The 23,998-nt window shown below is 47.5% G+C and carries 22 protein-coding genes; 6 read left to right on the top strand and 16 right to left on the bottom strand.

All coding sequences use genetic code 11. The features are described from left to right. Nucleotides 1–74 precede the first annotated feature (74 nt). The 9 genes from NOM72_RS02575 to NOM72_RS02535 all read right to left on the bottom strand — a co-directional run bounded on the left by NOM72_RS02575 (nt 75) and on the right by NOM72_RS02535 (nt 10,260). A complete protein-coding gene (locus NOM72_RS02575; protein ID WP_035396409.1) occupies nt 75–1,328 on the bottom strand; it encodes an EAL and HDOD domain-containing protein in 1,254 nt (417 codons plus the stop codon). 167 nt (nt 1,329–1,495) lie between these two features. Further along, nucleotides 1,496–2,260, bottom strand: coding sequence for an alpha/beta hydrolase family protein (locus NOM72_RS02570; protein WP_255997691.1), 765 nt, complete (start codon nt 2,258–2,260; stop codon nt 1,496–1,498). Continuing rightward, nucleotides 2,232–2,705 (bottom strand): RNA deprotection pyrophosphohydrolase, encoded by a 474-nt coding sequence (gene ytkD / locus NOM72_RS02565; protein ID WP_023469112.1) that lies wholly within the window; start codon nt 2,703–2,705, stop codon nt 2,232–2,234. The genes NOM72_RS02570 and ytkD overlap by 29 nt, the downstream gene beginning before the upstream one ends. A gap of 172 nt (nt 2,706–2,877) precedes the next feature. After that, the gene (locus tag NOM72_RS02560) at nt 2,878–4,227 is read right to left on the bottom strand and encodes a glucose-6-phosphate isomerase (protein WP_023469113.1); all 1,350 of its coding nucleotides are present in this window, start codon (nt 4,225–4,227) and stop codon (nt 2,878–2,880) included. A 113-nt stretch (nt 4,228–4,340) separates the two neighbouring features. Further along, nucleotides 4,341–5,507, bottom strand: coding sequence for an iron-containing alcohol dehydrogenase (locus NOM72_RS02555; RefSeq protein WP_023469114.1), 1,167 nt, complete (start codon nt 5,505–5,507; stop codon nt 4,341–4,343). Between the two features lie 136 nt (nt 5,508–5,643). Next, complete coding sequence (yugI, locus tag NOM72_RS02550) at nt 5,644–6,036, bottom strand: S1 domain-containing post-transcriptional regulator GSP13 (protein ID WP_012371159.1); 393 nt, start codon at nt 6,034–6,036, stop codon at nt 5,644–5,646. 437 nt (nt 6,037–6,473) lie between these two features. Further along, on the bottom strand, nt 6,474–7,517 hold the full coding sequence (locus NOM72_RS02545; protein ID WP_023469115.1) for a ribonucleotide-diphosphate reductase subunit beta: 1,044 nt from the start codon (nt 7,515–7,517) through the stop codon (nt 6,474–6,476). Next, nucleotides 7,486–7,974, bottom strand: coding sequence for a flavodoxin domain-containing protein (locus NOM72_RS02540; protein WP_023469116.1), 489 nt, complete (start codon nt 7,972–7,974; stop codon nt 7,486–7,488). The genes NOM72_RS02545 and NOM72_RS02540 overlap by 32 nt, the downstream gene beginning before the upstream one ends. A gap of 18 nt (nt 7,975–7,992) precedes the next feature. Next, entirely contained in the window at nt 7,993–10,260 is a 2,268-nt protein-coding gene (locus NOM72_RS02535; protein ID WP_023469117.1) for a ribonucleoside-diphosphate reductase subunit alpha, read from the bottom strand. Between the two features lie 456 nt (nt 10,261–10,716). On the opposite strand from NOM72_RS02535, the gene NOM72_RS02530 reads away from it, so the two are divergent. The 4 genes from NOM72_RS02530 to NOM72_RS02515 are packed head-to-tail and all read left to right on the top strand — an operon-like array spanning nt 10,717 to nt 13,496. Next, nucleotides 10,717–10,956 (top strand): NifU N-terminal domain-containing protein, encoded by a 240-nt coding sequence (locus tag NOM72_RS02530; protein WP_023469118.1) that lies wholly within the window; start codon nt 10,717–10,719, stop codon nt 10,954–10,956. A gap of 56 nt (nt 10,957–11,012) precedes the next feature. Further along, nucleotides 11,013–11,807, top strand: coding sequence for a glycosyltransferase family 2 protein (locus NOM72_RS02525; RefSeq protein ID WP_035396406.1), 795 nt, complete (start codon nt 11,013–11,015; stop codon nt 11,805–11,807). A gap of 4 nt (nt 11,808–11,811) precedes the next feature. After that, nucleotides 11,812–12,309, top strand: a complete 498-nt coding sequence (locus NOM72_RS02520; protein ID WP_023469120.1) for an Lrp/AsnC family transcriptional regulator — start codon at nt 11,812–11,814, stop codon at nt 12,307–12,309. Next, the gene (locus NOM72_RS02515; RefSeq protein WP_255997687.1) at nt 12,306–13,496 is read left to right on the top strand and encodes an aminotransferase; all 1,191 of its coding nucleotides are present in this window, start codon (nt 12,306–12,308) and stop codon (nt 13,494–13,496) included. Before NOM72_RS02520 ends, NOM72_RS02515 begins: the two co-directional genes overlap by 4 nt. 41 nt (nt 13,497–13,537) lie before the next feature. Here the strand turns inward: NOM72_RS02515 and NOM72_RS02510 are convergent, their stop codons facing one another. Next, complete coding sequence (locus NOM72_RS02510; RefSeq protein WP_235515937.1) at nt 13,538–14,425, bottom strand: MazG nucleotide pyrophosphohydrolase domain-containing protein; 888 nt, start codon at nt 14,423–14,425, stop codon at nt 13,538–13,540. Then, nucleotides 14,391–14,576: a hypothetical protein gene (locus NOM72_RS02505; protein ID WP_035396401.1), complete on the bottom strand. Its 186-nt coding sequence runs from the start codon at nt 14,574–14,576 to the stop codon at nt 14,391–14,393. Before NOM72_RS02505 ends, NOM72_RS02510 begins: the two co-directional genes overlap by 35 nt. A gap of 93 nt (nt 14,577–14,669) precedes the next feature. On the opposite strand from NOM72_RS02505, the gene ytvI reads away from it, so the two are divergent. Further along, nucleotides 14,670–15,794, top strand: a complete 1,125-nt coding sequence (ytvI, locus tag NOM72_RS02500) for a sporulation integral membrane protein YtvI (protein ID WP_255997684.1) — start codon at nt 14,670–14,672, stop codon at nt 15,792–15,794. On the opposite strand, the gene NOM72_RS02495 is transcribed toward ytvI, so the two are convergent. Genes NOM72_RS02495 through NOM72_RS02485 form a run of 3 tightly spaced genes read right to left on the bottom strand, consistent with a single transcriptional unit; the run spans nt 15,774 to nt 18,002 of the window. Continuing rightward, nucleotides 15,774–16,442, bottom strand: coding sequence for a DUF429 domain-containing protein (locus tag NOM72_RS02495; RefSeq protein ID WP_255997682.1), 669 nt, complete (start codon nt 16,440–16,442; stop codon nt 15,774–15,776). The two genes, ytvI and NOM72_RS02495, sit on opposite strands and share 21 nt — an antisense overlap. Beyond that, on the bottom strand, nt 16,423–16,593 hold the full coding sequence (locus NOM72_RS02490; protein ID WP_255997680.1) for a hypothetical protein: 171 nt from the start codon (nt 16,591–16,593) through the stop codon (nt 16,423–16,425). The genes NOM72_RS02495 and NOM72_RS02490 overlap by 20 nt, the downstream gene beginning before the upstream one ends. Further along, complete coding sequence (locus NOM72_RS02485; RefSeq protein ID WP_023469127.1) at nt 16,590–18,002, bottom strand: leucyl aminopeptidase; 1,413 nt, start codon at nt 18,000–18,002, stop codon at nt 16,590–16,592. Before NOM72_RS02485 ends, NOM72_RS02490 begins: the two co-directional genes overlap by 4 nt. Before the next feature lie 353 nt (nt 18,003–18,355). On the opposite strand from NOM72_RS02485, the gene ptsP reads away from it, so the two are divergent. Beyond that, nucleotides 18,356–20,080 (top strand): phosphoenolpyruvate--protein phosphotransferase, encoded by a 1,725-nt coding sequence (ptsP, locus tag NOM72_RS02480; protein WP_023469128.1) that lies wholly within the window; start codon nt 18,356–18,358, stop codon nt 20,078–20,080. A 108-nt stretch (nt 20,081–20,188) separates the two neighbouring features. Here the strand turns inward: ptsP and NOM72_RS02475 are convergent, their stop codons facing one another. Then, nucleotides 20,189–21,706, bottom strand: a complete 1,518-nt coding sequence (locus tag NOM72_RS02475; protein WP_023469129.1) for an MDR family MFS transporter — start codon at nt 21,704–21,706, stop codon at nt 20,189–20,191. A 152-nt stretch (nt 21,707–21,858) separates the two neighbouring features. Next, nucleotides 21,859–23,970: a glucose-specific PTS transporter subunit IIBC gene (ptsG, locus tag NOM72_RS02470; RefSeq protein ID WP_075643069.1), complete on the bottom strand. Its 2,112-nt coding sequence runs from the start codon at nt 23,968–23,970 to the stop codon at nt 21,859–21,861. Nucleotides 23,971–23,998: the final 28 nt, after the last annotated feature.

Raw genomic sequence — 23,998 nt, 5'->3', positions numbered from 1 at the left:
GTAATCCTACTCAGTTAAGAGAATGATTACACGTCGTCTTATGTCTAGAAAAAAGTCTTCAAACTCTTTTTTAGTTATATGATCGAGTCTGACTCTTCTTGAATATGTTTTTCTCGCTGCATGAGCCACTCTTGACTTTCCGTCAGTAATGCATAGGCTCGCGGAAGTGATACATTTAAACGCTGACTCAGCAGTTCAAACTGATCAAAATCACCTCGATCTGCACTAATCGCAAGCACTAAACAATCCCGAAACGGATGATCCTTTCCTTGTAGAACAATCTTCAGAGAATCTTCGAGTGGCAATTGATCGATGATATCGTCAATATCAACAGATAATAACGCATCGATGTGCGATAACAAGCCAATCATGTAAGCACTCTCCGGTTGTAGTGTTCGGGTTTCGGTAGCAAAGAGTTCACAGAGCTTCGCACAGTGTAAAGAGGACCGTAATAACTCATTTGACCACTCATAAGGACTAGCAAGCTTCATCTCACGTAAAACAATCAACGAAATCCAACTTTTGAGTTGCGAAAAGCCAAGCAGTGAAATCGCTTGACGAACGGAACTGACGGTATTGCGTAAACCCATTCCTGGAGAATTGATCAGCTGTAACACTTGAATACTAATATAGGGATTCGCTTCAATCTCATCAACGACCTCATCGTACTTTTCATCCGTATCGAGCCATTTCAACATTTTTAACAAAACCGGTAGTTGCGGTGGGACCGCCTTTCCTTTCATCAACATCGGTTTAGCATAAAAATATCCCTGAAACCAGTCATATCCCATGTCAAGACACCGTGTATGATCTTCGTGCGTTTCGACACGCTCAGCCAACATTCGGATATGAGGATAATTGCGACGAACAATATGAAGGATAGCACTTTGCTCGCGAGGGGAAATCGTCTCGATGTCGATTTTAATTAAATCGATCAACTCAAACAATTCCGCTCCATGCTGTCGGAGTAAATCCGTCACAAAATCATCGAGTGCTAACGTAAAGCCCGCGTCTTTCCAACTATGTAGAACAGACAGCATCTCTGTATCGATCTCAACTGTTTCTAGAATTTCAATGACGAATTGGCTTGGATCCAAATAATGAATCAAGTCACTTTTCAACAGCTCTGCCGTGAAATTAACAAATAGCTTCTTGCCTTCTGCTACATGATCTACTCCCATATGAACAAGTGTATTCGTCAAAACATCCATCGTCGCTAAATCACCATCAAACACACTGATTTGTTCAATCGAACGATACAATAGTTCAAATGCATCAATCGAACCTACTCGATTAACGATGGGTTGACGTGCTAATAAGATATCCATCGTTCTCATGCCCCCTCTATTCTTCTCTGATGTCATCTATTATATCAAAGTTTACTTTTTAGGAGATTATTGTTTTTTACAACATATCAATGTTCTTATTTTTTAATTCTATGCCATTTTCCGTAACACAAAAAAACAGCACGACATTGGTCGTACTGCTTGAACTATCACCTTTCATCCGGATTCCATATACCAGTCTCAAACCAATTCAACACATTCCGCGTCACACGCAACTTGTCATGAATCGGAAATTGATGGGCATAGGCATAAGTCTGAAGCATCGTTTTTTCGGAATAACGTGCGGCATAAGCCGTCGCGTGGCGTAAACGAACGTTCTCATCATACGCACCGTGAATCAATAACACTTCACCTTGAGGTTCGACATGGAGCGGCGAGCGAACCGCGTATTCATCAGGAACCGTATCTGGTGTACCTCCCGTGTATCGCCGCAGCATCTTTTGCATCGTCTTCTGCTCTTCATACGTCCACGTCAACTCCGTCACCCCTGCCCAGGAAACCGTTCGAGCGACTGGACGGTGATGCGCAAGGAGCAGTGCCATCTGTCCACCACGTGAAAATCCAAATGCGTGAACATGCGAAACACGTTGCTGTAACCAGTCAAAGGCGCTGCAGGCGTCTTCGATATCGTGATGTCCAAAGTCTTCTTTTCCCGTGCCGCCTAGATTCCCTCGATAGAAAGGTGCCATGACAAAAAAGCCTGCCTGTGCGAACGCGAGCAATCGAGTCGGTCGGACCATTCCGATCGAACGCGTTCCACCACGCAAGTAGAGAATTCCCTGACCGTTCACAACTTGCGGGAGTACGATATAGGCACCGACCCGTTCTCCATCCGCTGTGGTATAAAACATCCGAAACGTCCGAAACGGACCTTGCCGCGGAAGTTCAAACCAATCGGCGTTCGCTAAGTACACGGAGCGTCTCCGGAAGGACACGGTCCTTCATCATGAAACTGTATTGTCGATTCGTATCGAGACGTTCAGGGAGTTCCTCGAATAGAAAAGCACCGTCCGTTTCATCCACGGCAAGATGAGACGACAATGATCCGATTTGCGCGAAGTAGATGTTTTTGATGATCGTATCGCCTTTTCCGGCAACCCGATACTGCCCGACATATGAGAGGGAATCGATTTCCCCACCTGTCTCTTCCATCACTTCACGACGTGCAGCTTCTTCCGCCGTTTCCCCTGGTTCAACCTTTCCACCAGGAAATTCATAACCACGTTGCTTATGATGGGTCAGCAACCATTTTCCTTCGTACACGGCAATGACCCATACGTGCAAGGGACGATCCGAGAACGGATGGTCATCAAAACTTAACTCCACTTGATTTTGATAATAATCCAAGAATGTAATCACGTACGTGCACCTCATTTCTTCTTCTAACTTCACTTTACCTGTTTCACGGGTATTCTAAAAGTGAAAACGCTAGGATTACCTGTAAATCTGGAAAATGATAGCCTACTATCATCCACTAAAGACAAAAAAACAGCCGATGTTCCACTAGGGAACGATCGACTGTCGTTTCATATTACTTCAAACGTGCTTCGAGTTCTGCTTTTTCTGCTTCGAATCCTGGTTTCCCAAGAAGAGCGAACATGTTTTTCTTGTACGCTTCGACGCCTGGCTGATCAAATGGGTTCACTCCGAGGAGATAACCACTCATCGCACAAGCTTTTTCGAAGAAGTAGAACAGGAATCCGAGGTGATACGGTGTCATCTCTGGAAGTTCGACTGTCAAGTTCGGTACTTGTCCGTCCGTGTGCGCAAGCAACGTACCTTCTGCTGCTTTATCGTTAACGAATTGAATCGACTTCCCTGCAAGGAAGTTCAATCCATCGAGATCCTGAGCATCTTCTTCGATCGTCAATGCATGACGTGCTTGACCGACTTTGATGACTGTCTCGAACAGGTCACGACGACCTTCTTGGACGTATTGTCCCATCGAGTGAAGATCCGTCGAGAAGTCGACTGCTGCTGGGAAGATCCCTTTGAAGTCTTTTCCTTCTGACTCGCCGTATAATTGTTTCCACCACTCTGACACATAATGAAGTGCTGGTTCGTAGTTGACGAGAAGCTCGATCGTCTTCCCTTTCGCATAGAGCGCATTTCGAACGACCGCGTATTGATACGCTTCGTTGTCAGCTAGGTTTTCGCTCGCGTAGCGCTCTTGCGCGTCACGGGCACCTTGCATCAACTCTTCGATTGAAATACCAGCTGCTGCGATCGGTAATAGACCAACCGGTGTCAACACAGAGAAACGGCCGCCGACATCATCCGGAATGACGAATGTCTCGTATCCTTCAGAGTCTGCGAGTGTTTTTAATGCACCACGCGCTTTATCCGTCGTTGCATAAATCCGGTGTTTGGCTTCTGCTTTACCGTATTTCTCTTCCATGAACGATTTCAAGAGACGGAACGAAATTGCTGGTTCTGTCGTCGTACCCGATTTCGAGATGATGTTGACCGATACATCTTTTCCTTCGAGGACTTCGAATAAATCGTGCAGATACGTCGATGAGATATTATGACCTGCATAGATGATTTGTGGTGCTTTGCGATCTTCTTTTGATAACAAGTTATGGAATGAGTGTCCGAGCATCTCGATCGCAGCGCGCGCTCCGAGATACGAACCGCCGATTCCGACGACTAACAACACATCAGAATCCGACTTGATTTTTTCTGCAGACGCTTGGATGCGTGCAAATTCCGCTTGATCGTAATTCGTCGGAAGATCTACCCATCCTAAGAAATCACTTCCTGCACCTGTTCCTGCATGAATCGCATGGTGAAGCGTCTTTACCGTTTCCGCCATATGATCTACTTCATGTTGACCTACGAATTGTAGGGCTTTCGAATAATCAAAACGTACTGTTGACATGCCATCGTCCTCCTTATTCATTCGCAACGAAATGCGACCTTCCTTTTCATTAAAACGCAAGAAGGAAGGTCGTTCAAGTCTTTTGTGAAATGAGTAGCAAATGTTACAGATTGTTATAGGGCAGCTGTCACGATTTGACGAACGTCTTCGTTTCCAAGTGATTTGAAGTTTCCGAAGTCGCCGCGTGTCATTGCTGACTTGACGATTGCGTCAACTGTATCTTCTTTGATGTCGTAATCAGCGAGACGATTCGGTGCACCGAGTGATGTCCAGAAAGCACTGATTGCGTCGATTGTCGCGTGTGCTGCTTCCATCTCTGATTTACCTTCCGTATCAACGTTAAAGACGTTCTCACCGAGTGTGACGAAACGATGTGCGTTTGATTCGTCGAGTACGTGGCGCATCCAGTTCGGGAAGAGGATCGCAAGTCCACCTGCGTGCGGGATATCGTGAACAGCTGAAACCGCGTGCTCGATATTGTGTGATGCCCAGTCGCCACGTGCGCCCATTTGAAGGACACCGTTGAGCGCCATCGTACCAGCGAAGAGAATCGTGCCACGAAGTTCAACGTTCTCGAGATCGTTGACGAGTTTCGGTGCTGCTTCGACGACTGCTTTCATGACACCTTCTGTCATCCGTTCTTGGACCGGCGCATGCGCAGGGTGGAAGTATTGCTCGAGGCAGTGGCTCATCATATCGACGATACCGTAGATTGTTTGATCTTTTGGCACACTGACTGTGTACTTCGGATCAAGGATTGAGAATGTTGGGAACGTAAGCGGGCTACCCCAACCGTACTTCTCTTGTGTCTTCCAGTTCGTGATGACGGATCCTGAGTTCATCTCAGAACCTGTTGCTGCAAGCGTCAAGACTGTTCCGAATGGGATGACTGTTTCTGGTGTTGCTTTGCCGATGACGAGATCCCATGCTTCGCCTTCATAAGGAATACCAGCAGCGATCAATTTCGTGCAGTCGATGACAGAACCGCCACCGAGTGCAAGCAATGCGTCAACGCCTGCTTCACGTGCAATTTTGATACCGCGCTCTGCTGTCTCGATACGCGGATTCGGTTCGACACCGTCGCATTCGACGTACTCGATTCCTGCCGCGTTGAGTTCACGTGTGACATCATCATAAACGCCATTACGTTTAATACTGCCGCCACCGAAGACGAGCATGACTTTCTTTGCACCGAGTGCTTCGAGTTGTGGTTTCAGTTGGCTGACTTGACCGTCACCAAAAATAAGTCTTGTTGGATTGCGATATTCAAAGTTTTCCATCTGTGTTGCCTCCTCAATAAGTAATGAACACCTTACATTATCCACACATTCCCCTTTCGCATCTAATTTAATGCTTATTCTATGTAAAAATCGCATAAAAAAAGAGAACCGACCGATGTCGATTCTCTCATGTGGCTTATTTTTGGAAGTTTGATTTTTCAATCCATTCTTCCAATTTACCTTTAAGAACGTTGAATCCAGGTGCTTCTTCTTGTTTGAAAGCAGGACCTGCATCGCGACGTCCAGCGTTTTTGCGTGGACCTTTCGCGCGTGCTTCACGTTTTGGAGCTTCCTGAGTTGCTTTGATCGAAAGCTTCATTTTTTTGTTAGCTTCGTCGATGTCGAGAACTTTAACAGTTACTTCATCGCCAACTTTTACGTAATCGTTGATGTCTTTTACGTAATCGTGTGAGATTTCTGAGATGTGGACGAGACCTTGTGTTTGCTCGTCAAGTGCTACGAAAGCACCGAAGTTTTGAATACCAGTTACTTTACCAGTAACGACTTGGTCTTTTTCAAAGTTTGCCATAATGTATACACTCCCTAACTAAATTCATCAACTTATAATAACACACTTTTCTTGTATCGTAAAAAATATTTTTGGAATTTGTTTATTTTTTATTTCACGAGGGAACATTTTAGTAGCAAGACTTCACGTATTCCCCCTGATTCTGCCGAACTTTCCGAGTTCGGCCCTTTTTTTGTTCTTTTGTTGAATTGACCTAAGTGACAAAGAAAAGTAATGCTTGAAACGAGAAAGACGAAAGACAGATAAGACTATCAAAAAAAAACGGACAGTCTCGGTCTGCTCGCTTTCCGCGGACAAGCCCTCATGCCGCTTTAGATGCGTCGCATCTTCCAGGGTCATGATGACTTGTTTTTCCGCAGGAGTCGAGCAGAACCTCGCCTGTCCTAGCGTAAAGGAAATATAGAGTAGAAGCAATCATCAATTGATCTATTTATTACTCACAGATCGTCGAATCCATTCGCATCCGTTACTTTCGCATACGAACGTGATTTTTGTTCGAAGAAGTCCGATTTTGTCGCGTTCATCGAATCATCCGAATACGCACGAATCCATGGCATGACATCTTCGTCGTGCCCTTCATAAAGATCCGACAAACCGATGACGCGAAGACGTTTGTTTGCGAGATATTTAACGTAATCACGCATTTCACTGACATCAAGACCGTCTAGATCACGCAAGACATATTCGCTCCACTCGATTTCAAGATCGACGGCACGCTTGAACGTGTCGTAGACGAATTGTGTGAAGGAGCCATCGGCATCGATTTCTGGATGCTCCGACAGGACAGCACGTAACAATTGGCTGATGAAGTACGAGTGTTGTAATTCATCCCGTTGAATGTAGCTGATCATCGTCGATGTTCCGACCATCTTTTGATGACGTGCTAAGTTATAGAAGAAAGCAAAGCCAGAATAGAAATTGATCCCTTCAAGAACGATCGAAGCAACGAGCGATTTCGCGAAATTCTCTGGAGTCCGGTCATTTTGGAAATCTTCATATAAATCAAGGATGAATGCATTACGCTTCATGACCATATCATCGTCTTTCGCGATATCGAAAATCCGGTTTTGTTCAGCCAATGGAACCAAGCTGGATAAGACGTAGCTGTACGATTGATTATGAACGACTTCCTGTTGCGCAACGATCGCAAGAATCGCGTGAACCGATGAATCCGATGTGAACATTGCCGATTCCAAGATATAACGTGTCTGAACCGAGTCAAGAATCGAGAGTAGCCCGATGATTCGTTTAAAGGCATCCTGTTCCCGTTCGCTCAATTGATTCCACTGCTGCATATCCTTCGACATCGAGATCTCATCTGGGATCCAGAAGTTCGATAACAGTTGTTTGTAGATCGAATAAAACTGTGGATACGCAATATCGTTCCAGTTTACGATGGCACTCGTTTCGCCACCGATGATTGCTGTCGCGCGATTCGGATGACGTGCATCAAGCAGTTTGATTTTTTGTAGCTGTTCCATGTGCTTCGACTCCTTCTTGCTGTAATTGAAGAATGGTCCGTTTCGTCCATTCCTTGACGAGATGTGGGCGATTGCGTGGTGACTGCTCGATTTTCAATAGTTCGCCGGCAAGCGGCACCCCGAATTTCGAGAGATGATACGCCATCTCATCAACGGCGCGACAATATTTGACGAACATCTTGTCCCCTGTTCCAAAAACAGCTGCCTGCGGAATCGCATGCGAACTCTCCTTTAGAACGGTTCTGAGACAATCGCGCATATCGTCGGGTAGTTGCCCATCTCCCCACGTATACGAACCAAAATAGACGATATCATAAGGCATTAACTGATACGTCGTCACTTCATCCGCAAACAACATCGTCGGCTCGATTCCCATCTCAGAACACGTCTTCGCGACGAGTTCTGCCACCTCCTCCGTGTTTCCACTCAATGACGCATATACGATTGCTGCCTTCATGATATCGTCCTCCTTATCTTATGATGAACACGATTCACATTCGTCGATTTCAACCGTCGTCGAACGCGTGTAGTAGATCGTCTTCATCCCGAGTTGCCATGCTTCCATGTGCATCTCGAGTAACTCTTTCGCCTTGACGTTATTTTTCACGTACAAATTGAAACTGATCGCTTGGTCGATGTGACGCTGACGCGAAGCATTTTGACGAATGCTCCATAGTTGGTCAATCTCAAACGCTGATTTATAGAACCAGTTCGTTTCCGGTGTTAAATCCGGAACAGTGACTGGAATCTTATAGTTTTTCTTCTCTTCCGAGTAGACTTTTTTGTAGATTGGATCAATCGATGCCGTACTACCCGCAATGATCGCCGTTGATGAGTTCGGTGCGACTGCCATCAAGTAAGCATTACGCATTCCGTACGCCGTGATGTCCGCTTGGAGACGATCCCAATCAAGTTCATCCGTCGTTTTATAGTGGCGACGTTTGATGTACTCTCCTGTTTGCCATTCTGAACCCTCGAAGAGACGGTACGCACCCTTCTCTTTCGCAAGTTGCATCGACGCATCGATCGTCAAGTAAGCGATCTTCTCGTAGAGACGGTCTGCGTATTGTACCGCTTCGACCGATTCCCAACGGATACCTTCGAGTGCAAGCAGATGGTGCCAACCGAATGTGCCAAGACCAACGGCACGGTATTTTTGATTCGTCAATTGCGCTTGCGGAACATCGATCGTATTCAAGTCGATGACGTTATCAAGCATCCGCATTTGAATCGGAATCAATCGCTCTAAGACGTCAGAACGAACTGCACGTGCAAGTGCAATCGATGATAAATTACAGACGACGAAGTCCCCTGGTGTCTTCGTGACGATGATTTTACCGTCTTCCGTGTATTCTTCCGTCACGGTCGTCGGGCTCATGTTCTGCATGATTTCCGAGCACAGGTTTGACGAGTAGATCATCCCTGCATGTTTATTCGGGTTCGCACGGTTAACGGCGTCACGGAAGAACATATATGGCGTCCCGGTCTCGAGTTGCGAACGCATGTAGCGTTTGACGAGATCGATTGCCGGAACTGTTTTTTTGCTGAGACGCGGTTCGTTGACACACGCTTCGTATCGTTCCGTGAAGCTGCCCCCTTGTTCCGTCTCATCGAAGTAATCTTCAAGGCTGAAGCCCATAACGGTACGAATTTCATGTGGGTCAAACAAATGCCAGTCTTCTCGTGCTTCGACGGCACGCATGAAACGGTCCGGTAAGTTGACACCTGTGAACAAGTCGTGTGTCCGAAGTCGCTCATCCCCATTGTTGAGCTTCGCGTCCAGGAATTCGAGGATATCTTTATGCCAGATGTCGAGGTACACCGCGATCGATCCTTGCCGCATACCGAGCTGATCGACGCTGACTGCCGTGTTGTTCAATTGTTTCATCCACGGGATGACACCGCTTGAGACACCTTTGAAGCCTTTGATGTCTGAGCCGCGTGAGCGAATCTTACCCATGTAGACGCCGATTCCGCCGCCACCTTTAGAAAGTGTCGCCACGTCCGTGTTCGAGTCGTAGATGCCGCGTAGCGAATCATCGACTGTATCGATGAAACATGAAGAAAGTTGACCGTAAGACTTACCAGCATTCGAAAGCGTCGGAGTCGCAACTGTCATGTAGAGATTCGACAATGCCCAGTAAGACTCTTTGACGAGTTCTAAACGACGTTCTTTCGGTTCGTTTTGCATCAGTGTCATCGCGATGACCATGAATCGTTCTTGTGGTAGCTCGTACAAGTTTTTGACGTGATCACGTGCGAGGTACCGGTCTGCCAGTGTTCGAAGACCAATGTATGTGAACAAGTGGTCGCGGGATGGATCGATCGTTGCCGACAGTTCGTTGATGTCTTCCTTCGAATACGCATCTAGTAAATGTTTCGTGAAGATGCCGATCTCTGTCAGTTTTTCAATCAGCGTATACAGCGAACCATACCGTTCTTCTGCTGCATATCCGCGATTTTCACCTGCTTCAAGGTATAACCGATTTAAGTAAGTCGCTGTCGCTACGAATGTCCAGTTCGGCTCTTCTGCCTTTAACATATCGAGTGCGTGCATCGTTAACAGTTCATAGACTTGATCGGCTTGTAGGGATTTTCCTTCAAGCGCTCGGATGGCACGTTCAGTATAGCGGTCGATATCAAGCTCCGGATACGTTTCCGTTGCTTGTCTAATCACGACATATACGTCTTCTATTGTCATTGCACCTTTAAAGATGCGTGCTGTATTCAGTGGAGATGCCACTATGAACCACTCCCATTCTCTATCGTTAAACAGGTTCGCATTAGACGATGAAATACGCTAAACTAAAAAAAGACGTCCTACATATAGAAGGAACTCTACAACTCTCACTCTATATATAGACGTTTTTAGCGTTTTTAAACCTGTTAATCTACAAGATATAGGTTATCATTGAAATTCAAAAAAATAACCCCTTGCTTTGAAATTCAGGTAAAACAATTTGAAAAAGGCATCATGACGCCTTTTGAGATATATTGAGATAGCGAGTAAAATGCATTATAAGGTCAAGTGAACCGTTAAAACAAAGATGGTCCATTTCTCCTACTAGAAGAAAAATATTCTCTTCGAATTTTCTGATATACTGAACGTATCGATCTTCCGTCTATCAGGAAGAAGGATTCCATCCATCTATCACGAAAAGACGGCATATACGTATGTACGTTGAAAGGAGCTTACCTCATGCAAGTCGATTACACACCAAATCCGAATTCCGTCAAAATCACGCTCGAAGAACAGCGCTTCGGTGCTAAAAGTACGAGTGTCAAAAAAGAAGATACACCTGAAGATGCGTTGCTCGCATCACTGATCGCCCTTGATGGCATCGACAATCTATTCGCTTACGGCGACTTCGTGACGGTTACGAAAGAACCAGAAGCAGAATGGAACGAACTGCTACCACGCATTGAAGCAAACATGTAAAAAACAAGAAGACACCTGTTCCTGGACAGGTGTCTTTGTTCAAGGAGCGATCACTGATGCCAACCGTATCCATCATCATTCCGACGTATAATCGTCCTCGTGAATTAGCAGAAGCGCTAGAAGCATTGACGCGTCAACACTATCAAGACTTCGAAGTCATCGTCTTAAACAATAATGGAGACGATGTCTCAGCAGTGACGGCTGCCTATCAGGACCGTCTTCAACTGACCTATGTCGCGTTACCTGAAAACCATCATGTTCGTGCTCGAAATCATGGTGTCACGCTCGCTTCCGGTCGGTATATCTTACTTCATGACGACGACGACCTCTTATTACCGAGTCACCTCGAAGAAGCGGTCGGCGATCTCGAAGCTGGTGCTGATCTCACCTATACGGACGCGGAGCTCTTTACGTATCGCTGGGAAGGCGATCACCGGATCGCACTTGATTCTGAGCCGTTCGCATATCCGTACGATCCGGAGACGATTCGAGAAGACTCGACATATATTCCGTCCGGGTCGCTCTACCGTAAATCGCTCCACGATCAACTTGGTCTGTTTGACGAAGACGTCTTCAATTACTGGGACTGGGACTGGATTTTACGCGTCGGCAAGGATCATTTAATACTGCACCCGGCGCGCGCGACCGTCTTATATGCTTTCAATCCATCAGGTAATCATGAATCCGCACGTCAGGATGCAGCGCGACGCGTCTTTTTTGAACGCCTCGTTGAAAAACACCAACTTCCGACAAATGAAATGAAGAACTTCCATATCGTCCAGGCTGAGCGACGCGAACGATTGCGCCAGACCCGCCGTACCTTCAATGGTCAATTGACAGAAAGTGAGTGATCCCATGTACACCGAAAAACAACTCGAATTATTAGCATTATTAACACAAAATGGTCCGATGGACTTGGACTTGCTTGCGCAAATGCTCGACTGGGAAGCGTCAGAAGTAGCCGCTTCGATCGAGACATTCAAACGCGACGGTGTCCTACTCGGTTACACTGCTGTCATCGACTGGCAAAAGATTCATGCCCATCATGGCGTGACGGCTTTCATCGATGTCAAAGTCACACCGAAACGTGGACGCGGTTTTGACGAGGTAGCGGAGCGGATCCATCGTTTCCCGGAAGTGACGTCCCTCTATTTGATGTCAGGCGCATATGACTTACAAGTCGTCCTTGATGGCAAATCGCTACAAGAAGTCTCTCAATTCGTCTCGGAAAAATTATCGACGCTCGACTCCGTCATCTCGACGACGACCCATTTCCGCTTGAAGACCTACAAGCACGATGGTGTCCTCTTCAGTCAGGATGATGACGACAAACGATTGAAGGTGTCTCCATGAAGTCTCTATCTGAACGTGTCGAACAGTTAGCCCCATCCGGCATCCGTCGTTTCTTTGATTTAGCAGGATCGATGGAAGACGTCATCTCCCTTGGTGTCGGCGAACCTGATTTCGTCACGCCATGGAATGTTCGCGAAGCGAGCTTCGCAGCACTCGAACAAGGCTATACAGCGTATAGTGCCAACGCCGGTTTACTAGAACTACGTCAAGAAATTGCAACTTACATGCAAGAAAAATTCGCTATCTCCTATTCAACGACGGAAGAGATCATCGTCACGACAGGTGCCTCAGAAGGACTTGATCTCGCCTTTCGTAGTTTGATCAATCCAGGAGATGAAGTCATCGTTGTTGAACCGGCATTCGTTTCGTATGCTCCCTTGATCGAACTCGCTGGAGGCATTCCCGTCGCTGCTGCGTGTCACGCAGAAGATGATTTTGCGATTCAACCGGAAACGATCGAACATTTGCTAACAGATAAGACGAAAGCGATCATTTTCTGTTTCCCATCGAATCCGACAGGCTCGACGATGTCGCGTGATCAATTAGCGGACCTAGCGTTACTCGTCCAAAAGCATGATCTATACGTCATCAGTGACGAGATCTACGCGGAACTGTCCTACGAAACGGAAGCAATCTGCTTCGCGACCCTTCCCGGTATGCGGGAGCGGACGATCATCATCAACGGCTTCTCGAAAGCCTTCGCGATGACAGGCTGGCGGCTTGGTTTCACTTGCGCCCCACCTGCGATCACGCAATCGATGCTGAAGGTCCATCAATACGGCATGATGTGTGCCCCGACACTCGTTCAATTCGCGGGCATTGAAGCACTGCGTTCTCGTCATAAGACGGTCCCTGACATGGTGACGAGTTATCGGCAACGCCGGAACTACTTCGTTAAGGCGCTAAACGATGCGGGTCTTCCGACACACTTACCAGGTGGCGCTTTCTATGCCTTTCCGTACATCGGTCATACCGGACTGACGAGTGAACAGTTTGCTGAGCAACTGCTACTCGCTGAGCGCGTCGCCGTCGTTCCAGGATCCGTCTTCGGAGCAAGCGGTGAAGGTTATGTCCGGGCAAGTTATGCAAGTTCGATTGAACAACTCCAAGAAGCGATCGCTCGGATTCAGCGCTTCATGAAAAAATGGCAGACTCAAGATGAGGCAGCATCGTCTCATTCACACTAAAAAATGATCCGCCTTGCTCAAAGGAGCAGGCGGATCATTTTTTAGTCTACATAGAGAACGAGAAACATCCGATGGTCGTCTTCCGCATGATACGGCGAGATCGGACCGAGTTGTGGCGCAAAGACTTCTAAGCGATACGGTGAATCCTTGAAGTCAAGCGGTGTCCGCTCTTTGATCAAGCGTCCCATTTCGTCCGCTAGTTCTTTCACTTCAATCAAACTACGCGAGCGTTCCATCGGTGCTTCGAAGACGAATGCCTCGATCCCCTCAATCGACGCACATCGGAGGAAACGCCGGAGTGACGGCAATGCTGCTTCCATGTTATCCTCGATCGTTTGGTTCTCCTCATACACAGGGGCTCCCCAGAGGCGTGCCTCGCTTCCTGTCGCACTTCGGAAATGATCAATCGTCTCTTCCGTGATGGGATCACGCGTCAACGCGAAGCGTGTTTTATCCCGCTTCAGATTCTTTTCATTCGTCCGGTCGATTTCTGTCAGTAAATCCAATTGAAGTGGTCGTGCTAACCGAAACAGTTCGCGTTGCAGACGTGCTAAGGAATGACCAATCGGAACAATTGTGTCTTTCGCTTTCGGAGGTTTATCCCCTTCATAACCGTTCATGACACGTGCGATTTGTCCGGCCTCATAAACGAGTCGATAAAACGAACCGTCCTGATCATCATTTACTGTACCGAGCGTCTCATGCTGTGCTTCAAGATTCGTCACGTATTGATTTGCAAGACAGGTCGAGATCATCAAGACGTCGACCAGCTCCAAGCGAAGGGCTTCTAAATCATTTTGTTCCAGTGCTTCTCCGACTTCGCCGACCTCTTCCGTCAAGCGTGCGAGACCAGACAATGGTCGAAAATAACCGCCGAGTGAGCGAATCGTCGCATCAACCTTTTGTTGTAGTGTCTTCATCTGTTCCATCTGTCTGACCCTCCACGATTGCTTGGCGTACGTGCCTTTCTGTCTCTTGTTTGACGCGTTGTGCATACGCCTGATTTTTCTTCCATTCCCGGATTCCGACAGATGTCGCAGCAATCAACGTAGCAATTAGTCCGATTTCTCTTTTACGCATCGAGATCTCCTCCTTTTGAATGACTCGTAATCTACCTAAACATGATATGATGATATCAATAAATTCTACATAATCCAGTAAGAGGTGTTGCTTGTGTCGACTGAACGTCTTTGGCAAATGGCCCGGTTCCTGACGGTGATCTTCGCCTTCTTAATTGGTGGATGGTTACTCATCCGCCTCTCGTCCATCTTATATCCGTTTGTCTTTGCGTTTCTGCTTGCCCTTTTCAGCCGTCCGCTCGTCGATTTCTTCCAAAAGCGGTTACGGATCAATCGTGGATGGGGTGCATTGTTATCGATCATTTTGATCAGTGGCCTATTAGTTGGGTCGCTCGCCTTGATCATCATGCAGTTGATTCGCGGTCTTGTGTTCGTCGCCAATCAATTACCGGCGCAAATTCAAGAGTTAAGCCTGTATTTTCAAAAGCTGTACAATGAAAAACTGGCACCCATCTGGAACGATGCTTCGGAAGCCTTACGCTCACTGGAACCATCGCAACAAAATACGGTTCAAAACAGTATCCAATCCCTCGGTAGTTCACTTGCGAGTGCGATTGGCGAAGGATCAAAAAGTATCGCTATGATGCTACAGACAGTCCTTGCGACGTTACCATCGATTGCACTGATTTTCGTCATCGTCCTACTCGCTTGGTTCTTCATCGCAAAAGATTGGCACCAATACGAGATGCGATTGAAACGTTATGAGATGCTTCCTTGGTTCGCTCGTTTCGAATCCGTCTTCTTGAGTCTACGGTCTGCCTTGTTCGGCTATCTCAAAGCACAGTTCACGTTAATCACGATCACGTTCTTCATCGTCTTGATCGGTTTGTTCATCATTGGTGTCGAGCATCCGTTTGCAGTCGCTTTTATCGCTGCCTTTTTCGATATCTTGCCGTATCTTGGTACTGGTTCCGTCTTCTTGCCTTGGATCGCTTACTCCTTAATTACCGGAGATACGACACTTGCGATTGGACTCGGTATTCTGTATGCTCTCGTCATTCTACAGCGTAACATCATGGAACCGAAGATCGTCGGCGATAATATCGGCATTCAACCCATCACGGCATTGATCGCGCTGTTCGTCGGGATCAAATTCTTTGGGGTCTTCGGACTGATTCTCGGACCATTGATCGCTGTCATCTTAAAAGCACTCTACAACGCCCAGATTTTCCATTATATTTGGGACTTCGTCAAAGGATCACCCACACCATTTCGGTGAGGGTGATTTTTTGGGTACAGCTGCATATAACGGATATCCTTCCGCGTCCACCGGTCGACTCGCCGGTAAATAATCACACGGAAAACGGGCGCCCGTCGCAAGCAGACAAGCGTCGAGCCAATCATCGATTGCAACATGCGACTGACGCTGTTCCCATAACGGTGGACAATCAAAACGCTCGAGCAATTCAATCCGTTCCGTAATGCCTTCGGTCGTCTTCTTTGAAAAGCGTGCCGGATGACCGGCGAGTCGTGCGAAACAAACTTCCGGATGGGCTTCAATCATCTCCGTTCGATATACGCTGCGAACTTCTCTGATTTTCGGTAATAGATACCACGCTTGTTTTGAAAGCCCGATCCCCGCATGTTGTTTCGCTAAATCATTTGCTTCCATATAGCTAGAAGCTGTCAGCGCACTGAGGAACGGGGCATTGAAGACACTGCTCGTTCGCCCAGGGCGTAATTCCTGTCGCAACAACTGATCCGTTTCGCGTCGTCCTTCCGTTAAACCAATCGGCATATCAACCCAAATCCGGTCAGCTCTAGGAATATTTGCAAGTGTCGGTTCGACCGATCCTGTATAACGACCGTTTTCGTACATAACGACGACCCAGCCCGCCTTCGCTGCATCAATTCCGATGACGATCATTCGTCTTCTCCCGGAAAGAACGCAGTAGTGATAAGACGGTGAAGATACCGATGAACGTTGCGAGACCGAGCGATAGACGATCGCGTGCATCCAAGTACCAGACGATTGTAAGAATCGTCAACAAGACGCCGAGTAGATTCCAGCGTCTCATTTTTCTTGCTCGACGAATCGGTACAGACTACGGACCATGACGCCTGTCGCTCCTTTTGGACCAATCTCAGACGCTTGATTTTGTTCCGATGTTCCTGCGATATCGAGGTGCAACCAAGGTGTGTCACCGACGAATTCACCGACGAACGCACCACCGAAGATCATATGTCCCATTCGTCCTGGTGAATTGTTCAAGTCTGCGACTTCCGAACGGCGGACTTGTTTAATGAACGCATCGACATACGGCATTTGCCAGACCATCTCATTCGTCTCTTTCGTCACCTGTTCAAAGCGTTCGTAAAGTGACGCATCGTTTGTCAACGCACCTGTGATTTCTGTTCCAAGCGCGACAAGGACACCACCTGTCAACGTTGCGAGATCGATGATCGCTTTAGGTTGATATTCTTTGACGTACGTGACTGCGTCTGCAAGGACAAGCCGTCCTTCCGCATCCGTGTTCAGGACTTCAATCGTTTTTCCTGCCATCGACGTGATGACGTCATCCGGCTTGAAGGCATCCCCGGAAATCATGTTATCGGTTGCTGGAATGACACCGATGACGTGAACATCTGGCTTCAGTTGACCGAGTGCTTCGAACAGACCAAGAACGGCTGCTGCGCCTCCCATGTCGCCTTTCATTCCGACGATCCCGTCTTTCGGTTTGATGGAATAACCACCTGTATCGAATGTGACACCTTTTCCGACGACCGCGATCGGTGCTTCTGCTGATCCTTTATATTCAAGGACGATCAATTTCGGTGGAATGACGGATCCTTGGTTAACGGCAAGCAAGGCGCCCATCCCGAGTGCTTCCATCTCTTCCTTATCGATGATTCGGAGATCATGTCCATGACGTTCGGCGATGAAACGTGCTTCGTCCGCAAGCGCTGGCGCCGTCAAAAGATTCCCTGGCATCGTTACGAGACGACGCGCTAAGTTCGTCGCTTCGCCCAAGGCCGTACCACGAAGGACGGCTTCATCATCAGAAGGTAAAACCGTCAGATGTAACGTATACGCTTTCGAAGGCGACGTCTTATAATGTTTGACCTCATATGTAGCGAGGGTGAACGTCTCGGCAATCAGCTCGACTGGTTGCCCTGGGAATGTCGTTGCATCGACTGTGACATGTTCTAAGCGACGTGCTTTGACATGCTGTGCCGCTTTTCCGAGCAAGCGACGTAAATCGTCTTGTGAGAGTTGATCGACTTTCCCGAGCCCGACGAACAGCACACGTGCGACGTCGCCCGCTAACGTTGGCAATAGACGCAGTTCTCCGCGTTTCGTTGAGATATCGCCTTGACGAACCCACTCTTCTAGTTTGTCACCATACAATGCTTGTAACCGTTCATCGAGCGGTTGATTTCCAGAAATCCCGACAACGAGTACGTCTACGGATTGATTCGTTTGCATATAAAACTCCCCCTTTGACTAGTATCTATTAGTATGAAGTGTTTTCAGTCATTTTCCAACTGATAGCCTCTCGACTGACCGCAAACGCTTTCACTACTTCTGTTCGACAATTTGTCGAAATGCTTGGTTTCAAACAATTGTTGCCCGTTTCACAATATGATAGGATTATACAGGTGAAATGTTGAGACACTTCAAGAAACGATGTGTTTACTGTTCCTAGAAATGTCTACGTTTTCATTCGAGGGAGAGTGCGCAGAAGGCTCGTTAAGAGAGAGGCGTTTATGGGTATCTATAGATAGCTAAGAAACGAAGTCGTCGCGTTAAAAAAACTTACTGAAAAGAGGGTAATGCACATGGCACAACATATCAAGGGAATTGGCGCTTCTGCAGGGATCGCGATTGCAAAAGCATTCGTGATGGAAACACCGGTCTTTGAGATTCCATCGCACAAAATCGAGGATGCAGCTGCGGAAAAAGAACGTTTCCAAGCGGCAATCGCAAAATCGAAGACGGAACTCGAAGTCATTCGTGAAAATACCTTACAAGAATTAGGTCCAGATAAAGCGGAGATCTTCTCGGCTCACCTTCTCATCTTAGAAGATCCGGAAATCGTCAGTCAGGTGAACGCAAAAATCGAGGACGAGCAAGCAAATGCTGCAAAAGCACTCGATGAAGTCGCAAACATGATGGTCATGATTTTCGAATCAATGGATAACGAATACATGCGCGAACGTGCAGCAGACGTTCGTGACGTCACGAAACGGACGATGGCTCACCTTCTCGGTATCACGTTCGTCACTCCAGCTCAAATCAATGAAGAAGTCATCATCATCGCGGAAGACTTGACTCCTTCAGATACAGCTCAATTGAACCGCAAATATGCTAAAGGTTTCGCAACGAACATTGGTGGCCGGACATCGCACTCTGCCATCATGTCACGTTCACTCGAAATCCCAGCAGTCGTCGGAACAAAAGTCGTCTTGACGGACGTGAAACATGGCGATCTTCTCATCCTTGATGGTGCTGAAGGTGACGTCATCGTCAACCCAAGCGAAGAGCAAGTGGCTGAGTATGAAGCAAAACGCGCAGCATACATCGCACAAAAAGAAGAGTGGAAAAAGCTCAAGAATGAAAAAACAATGACGGCTGACGGTCATCACGTCGAGCTCGCTGCAAACATCGGTACACCAAACGATGTCAAAGGCGTTTTGGATAACGGTGCAGAAGCAGTCGGTCTCTACCGTACGGAATTCCTCTACATGGATGCAGAGACGTTCCCAACGGAAGACGAGCAGTTCACAGCTTACAAAACGGTTCTCGAGTCAATGGGCGATAAAAAAGTCGTCATCCGGACACTGGATATCGGTGGCGATAAAGAATTGTCGTACCTTGATCTCCCACACGAGATGAACCCGTTCCTCGGTTACCGTGCGATCCGTCTCTGCCTTGACCAAACAGACTTGTTCCGTACACAATTGCGCGCACTTCTTCGTGCAAGTGCATACGGTAAACTCGCTGTCATGTTCCCGATGATCGCAACGATCGAAGAGTTCCGTGCTGCAAAAGCACTTCTCCTTGAAGAGAAAGCAAACCTTCAAGCTGAAGGTGTTACGGTATCGGAAGACATCGAAGTCGGTATGATGGTTGAAATCCCAGCAACAGCAGTCATGGCTCGTCAGTTCGCAAAAGAAGTCGACTTCTTCTCTGTTGGAACGAACGATTTGATTCAATACACGATGGCGGCAGACCGGATGAACGAAAAAGTATCATACCTGTACCAACCGTTCAACCCAGCGATCTTGAACCTCTTGAACAACGTCATCACTGAAGCACACAAAGCAGGCAAATGGGTCGGCATGTGTGGTGAGATGGCAGGAGAAGAATTGGCACTCCCAATCCTTCTTGGTCTTGGTCTCGATGAGTTCTCAATGTCAGCATCATCTGTTCTTCGCGCTCGTAGCTTGATGACACGTCTCAACAAGTCAGAATGTGAAGCAATCGTTGAGCAAGTGCTTGATATGGATACAGCAGAAGAAGTCGTCGACTTCCTCAGCACGACTTTCGACATCAAAAAATAAGTTCTGTCAGACGAATCTGGAACAATCCAGGTTCGTCTTTTTTTGTCTAATTCAACAAAAAAACAACGCCTCTTTCTTATAAGAAAGAAGACGTTGTTGAAATGGTGATTATTGAGCTTGTTTCTTCTTCGCTGGAGTAGCTTGTTCCGACAAAATCGGACGCTCGTTCCCCATCAAGAAGATAAAGATGACACCGAGTACTGCTGGAATCAACGCCCAGAAATAGACGGTTGAGATCGATTCTGCAAGCGACGTCTTAATTGCTGTCGCAACTTCTGGTGGCATCTTCGCAAACGCAGCAGCCGTTGGGAACTGTCCACCGGACGGCGCTCCACCTTGCGGCAATCGATCCGTTACAGCTGACGCGAACGTCCGTGATTGGATGATTCCGAGAACCGTGACACCAAGCGTCATCCCGATTGTCCGGAATGTTGAGCCCATCGAGGTCGCTGCGCCCCGACGTTGCATCTCGATGCCGTTGATACTCGCTAGATTCAATAGAGAGAAACTGAAGCCAACACCAAATCCGAGAATGATCATATAAATCGTTACCGCTGTCCGCGATGTCTCAAGCGTCATCGTACTAAGAAGATAGACACCGAGTAGGAAGAAGACCGCTGAGACGATCATGACGTTGCGGAATCCAAACTTGTTCGGCAACTGTCCACCGAGCTGCGCCGAGATGACCGAGGCAATCAACATCGGCATCAGGATCAGACCGGAATTCGTCGCACTGCCACCAAAGACACCTTGCACGAAGATTGGAATGAATACACTCGCTGAGATGAAGACGAATCCATAAAAGAACGCCACGCCTTGTGTTGCCGCAAATAAGCGACGGCGGAATAGACTAAACGTAATGACGGGATCCGCGGCACGTCGTTCAGCAAATGCGAAGGCAACGAACGCGACGAGCGCTGCTCCGAACAGACCAAGAATTTGTGGCGAAGACCATGCATACTCTTTGCCACCCATTTCGAGCGCGAGTAAGAATAACACCAATCCGGCGACAAGCGTAAACGCACCGACATAGTCGATTTTCTGTGTCCGGTGCACCGGTGATTCCTGATAGAAGACCGTCACGAGACCAAGGGCAATCAAACCAAGTGGAATATTAATGTAGAACACCCAGCGCCAGTCGAGGGAATCCGTCAATACGGCACCAAGCAACGGTCCGAAGATACTCGAGATGCCGAAGACCGCTCCAAACAACCCACTGACTTTCCCCCGTTTTTCCGGTGGGAAGATATCAAAGATGATTGTAAAGGCGATCGGCATCAACGCCCCACCACCAAGCCCTTGCAAGGCACGATAGGCAGACAGCTCAATGATCGAGTCTGCCATTCCACATAAGATACTTCCCACCATGAAGAGGAGCATCCCAAAGAGGAAGAAGCGTTTTCTTCCATACATGTCACTCAATTTACCGAAGATCGGCATTCCGGCAACGGTTGCGATCATGTAAGCCGACGTGACCCATGCATACTGATCAAACCCATTCAGTTCACTGACGATCGTCGGCATCGCTGTCGCAACGATCGTGTTATCCATTGCTGCGACTAAAATTCCAATCAATAATCCGATGACGACAGGTGTCGTATTCGTTTTTGTTGTAGTCGAAGACATCGACGCACCTCATTTCTCAAAAAATTAGCTAACTCTTATAATAGCTAACTTATTGTATCATCATATGTGCAAAATCTCATTATCAAATGTGCTCTACGATCATTTCACACAAAAAAGACGGATCGCTCAGGGCGATCCGTCGCTTTTCTTCTTTACTCTATACGATACGAAATTGCTTCTCCGGCTTCGACCGTCCGTCCAACATCAACGTCGACTTTTCGATCCCCACTATTCGTGACGATGATTGGTGTCAGTAATGATGGTACGAGTGGTCGTACTTGTTCAAGATCGACATTGAGGAGTGGTGTCCCCGGTTCGACACGATCGCCGGCTTTCGCCAACGCCTCGAATCCTTTTCCTTCGAGTGACACCGTATCAATACCGATGTGAATCAAGATTTCATCTCCATTATCCGCAAGAATACCAATCGCGTGTTTCGTCGGGAAGAACGTCGTGATCTCACCAGAGACTGGAGAGACGACATATCCTTCCGTTGGTTCGATCGCATATCCGTCACCCATCATGCGACCGGAGAACACTTGATCCGGTACATCATCGAGAGAACGAATGATACCGCTCAGTGGTGCGACATATCCATCTTCAGGCACGTAAGCCCCACCACGATCCCCAGCGAGTGGACCGGCATCTGCTGTACCAGTTCCAGAAGTCCGTGCTTCGTCTCCCGTTGGTACTTGTGGAATTGGATCTGCTTCCGGTGTTTCTTTCGGTTTATAATTTGGATCTTTCATGATATCTGCCATTTCTGTCTTGATCCCATCGGATTTCGGTCCAAAGATGGCCTGGACGTTATCTCCGACTTCAAGAACACCAGCAGCACCGAGTTCTTTCAAGCGATCCTTATTGACTCCGGACTTATCATTGACCGTAATCCGAAGTCGTGTGATACAAGCATCTAAATGTTTAATGTTTGACGGACCACCGAATGCTTGTAGAATTTCATACGGTAGATCGCCTGCTTGTGCCGTTGAAGTAGCGGCACCTTCTTTAATCGCTTCCCGCCCCGGAATCTTCAGATCAAACTTCGTGATGACGAAACGGAATCCGAAGTAGTAGATGACAGCGAAGACAAGACCGACTGGAATGACGAGCCACCACGAGGTTCGGTTCGGTAGAATCCCGAATAACGTGTAGTCAATCAATCCACCGGAGAACGTCATCCCGATCTTGACGTTCAGTAAATCCATGATCATGAATGAAAGACCTGCAAAAACAGCGTGAACGGCAAACAAGAGTGGTGCAACGAATACGAAGGAGAACTCGACTGGCTCCGTGATACCAGTCAGGAAAGAAGTCAACGCAGCTGAGAAATAAAGACCTTCGACGGCTTTACGACGATCTTTTGCGACCGTATGGTACATCGCAAGACAGGCTGCTGGCAGACCGAACATCATGAATGGATATTTTCCGGTCATATACGTCCCTGCTGTAAATGGTACACCGTCCTTCAACTGTGCGAAGAAGATCCGCTGATCCCCGTTGATGATCGTTCCGGCTTTATCCGTATATTCTCCGAACTGGAACCAGAAGCTTGAGTACCAGATATGGTGAAGACCAAACGGAATCAACGAACGTTCGACGAGTCCAAAGATAAAGGCAGACAACGGTTCGTTCGCTTCGATGATTGTTTTTGAAAATGTGTTGATTCCACTACCGATCGGTGGCCAAATATACGACAAGGCAAACCCTGCGACAAGACTGAATAAGGCGGTTGCGATCGGAACAAAACGCTTCCCTGCGAAGAATCCGAGGAAATCAGGCAGTTTGATTTTAAAGAATTTATTATAACTGTACGCTGCTATCAAACCGGCAATGATCCCTCCGAATACCCCCATTTGCAAGGTCGGTATCCCGAGGACCGTCGCATACGACAAGTCACTCGCTTTCTGTGCTTCCGTGATTTTTTCTGGTGTGATCTGTAAAAACGAACTGATGACCTTGTTCATGATCAAGAAACCGACGATCGCTGCTAGACCGGCAACCCCTTCCCCATTCGCAAGACCAATCGCGACCCCGACGGCAAACAGTAACCCGAGATTCGCAAAGATGATATCACCCGCATCCTGCATGACTCGCCAGATGACGACTAGCGAATCGTTCTCGAGGAACGGTAAATATTGCGTCAAGTTCGGATTTTGAAACGCTGTCCCGAACGCGAGCAATAGCCCCGCTGCCGGTAAAATCGCTACCGGTAGCATCAGGGCCTTACCGATCCGCTGTAAGACACCAAACACGTTTTTCCACATGCGTATATTCCCTCCTTTTTTAAACAAA

Origin of the sequence: Exiguobacterium sp. LL15 (genome assembly GCF_024436095.1) — a bacterium.
Classification (GTDB): Bacteria; Bacillota; Bacilli; order Exiguobacteriales; family Exiguobacteriaceae; genus Exiguobacterium_A; species Exiguobacterium_A indicum.
The sequence above is the reverse complement of the archived record's forward strand: the minus strand, read 5'-3'. Positions and strand labels throughout refer to the sequence as shown.

Coding starts and splice junctions, on each gene's coding strand:
- NOM72_RS02575 (WP_035396409.1), bottom strand. CDS start 1,328: ATGGATATCTTATTAGCACGTCAACCCATCGTTAATCGAGTAGGTTCG.
- NOM72_RS02560 (WP_023469113.1), bottom strand. CDS start 4,227: ATGTCAACAGTACGTTTTGATTATTCGAAAGCCCTACAATTCGTAGGT.
- NOM72_RS02555 (WP_023469114.1), bottom strand. CDS start 5,507: ATGGAAAACTTTGAATATCGCAATCCAACAAGACTTATTTTTGGTGAC.
- yugI (WP_012371159.1), bottom strand. CDS start 6,036: ATGGCAAACTTTGAAAAAGACCAAGTCGTTACTGGTAAAGTAACTGGT.
- NOM72_RS02545 (WP_023469115.1), bottom strand. CDS start 7,517: ATGGAACAGCTACAAAAAATCAAACTGCTTGATGCACGTCATCCGAAT.
- NOM72_RS02540 (WP_023469116.1), bottom strand. CDS start 7,974: ATGAAGGCAGCAATCGTATATGCGTCATTGAGTGGAAACACGGAGGAG.
- NOM72_RS02530 (WP_023469118.1), top strand. CDS start 10,717: ATGCAAGTCGATTACACACCAAATCCGAATTCCGTCAAAATCACGCTC.
- NOM72_RS02525 (WP_035396406.1), top strand. CDS start 11,013: ATGCCAACCGTATCCATCATCATTCCGACGTATAATCGTCCTCGTGAA.
- NOM72_RS02520 (WP_023469120.1), top strand. CDS start 11,812: ATGTACACCGAAAAACAACTCGAATTATTAGCATTATTAACACAAAAT.
- NOM72_RS02515 (WP_255997687.1), top strand. CDS start 12,306: ATGAAGTCTCTATCTGAACGTGTCGAACAGTTAGCCCCATCCGGCATC.
- NOM72_RS02510 (WP_235515937.1), bottom strand. CDS start 14,425: ATGGAACAGATGAAGACACTACAACAAAAGGTTGATGCGACGATTCGC.
- NOM72_RS02505 (WP_035396401.1), bottom strand. CDS start 14,576: ATGCGTAAAAGAGAAATCGGACTAATTGCTACGTTGATTGCTGCGACA.
- NOM72_RS02495 (WP_255997682.1), bottom strand. CDS start 16,442: ATGATCGTCATCGGAATTGATGCAGCGAAGGCGGGCTGGGTCGTCGTT.
- NOM72_RS02490 (WP_255997680.1), bottom strand. CDS start 16,593: ATGAGACGCTGGAATCTACTCGGCGTCTTGTTGACGATTCTTACAATC.
- NOM72_RS02485 (WP_023469127.1), bottom strand. CDS start 18,002: ATGCAAACGAATCAATCCGTAGACGTACTCGTTGTCGGGATTTCTGGA.
- ptsP (WP_023469128.1), top strand. CDS start 18,356: ATGGCACAACATATCAAGGGAATTGGCGCTTCTGCAGGGATCGCGATT.
- NOM72_RS02475 (WP_023469129.1), bottom strand. CDS start 21,706: ATGTCTTCGACTACAACAAAAACGAATACGACACCTGTCGTCATCGGA.
- ptsG (WP_075643069.1), bottom strand. CDS start 23,970: ATGTGGAAAAACGTGTTTGGTGTCTTACAGCGGATCGGTAAGGCCCTG.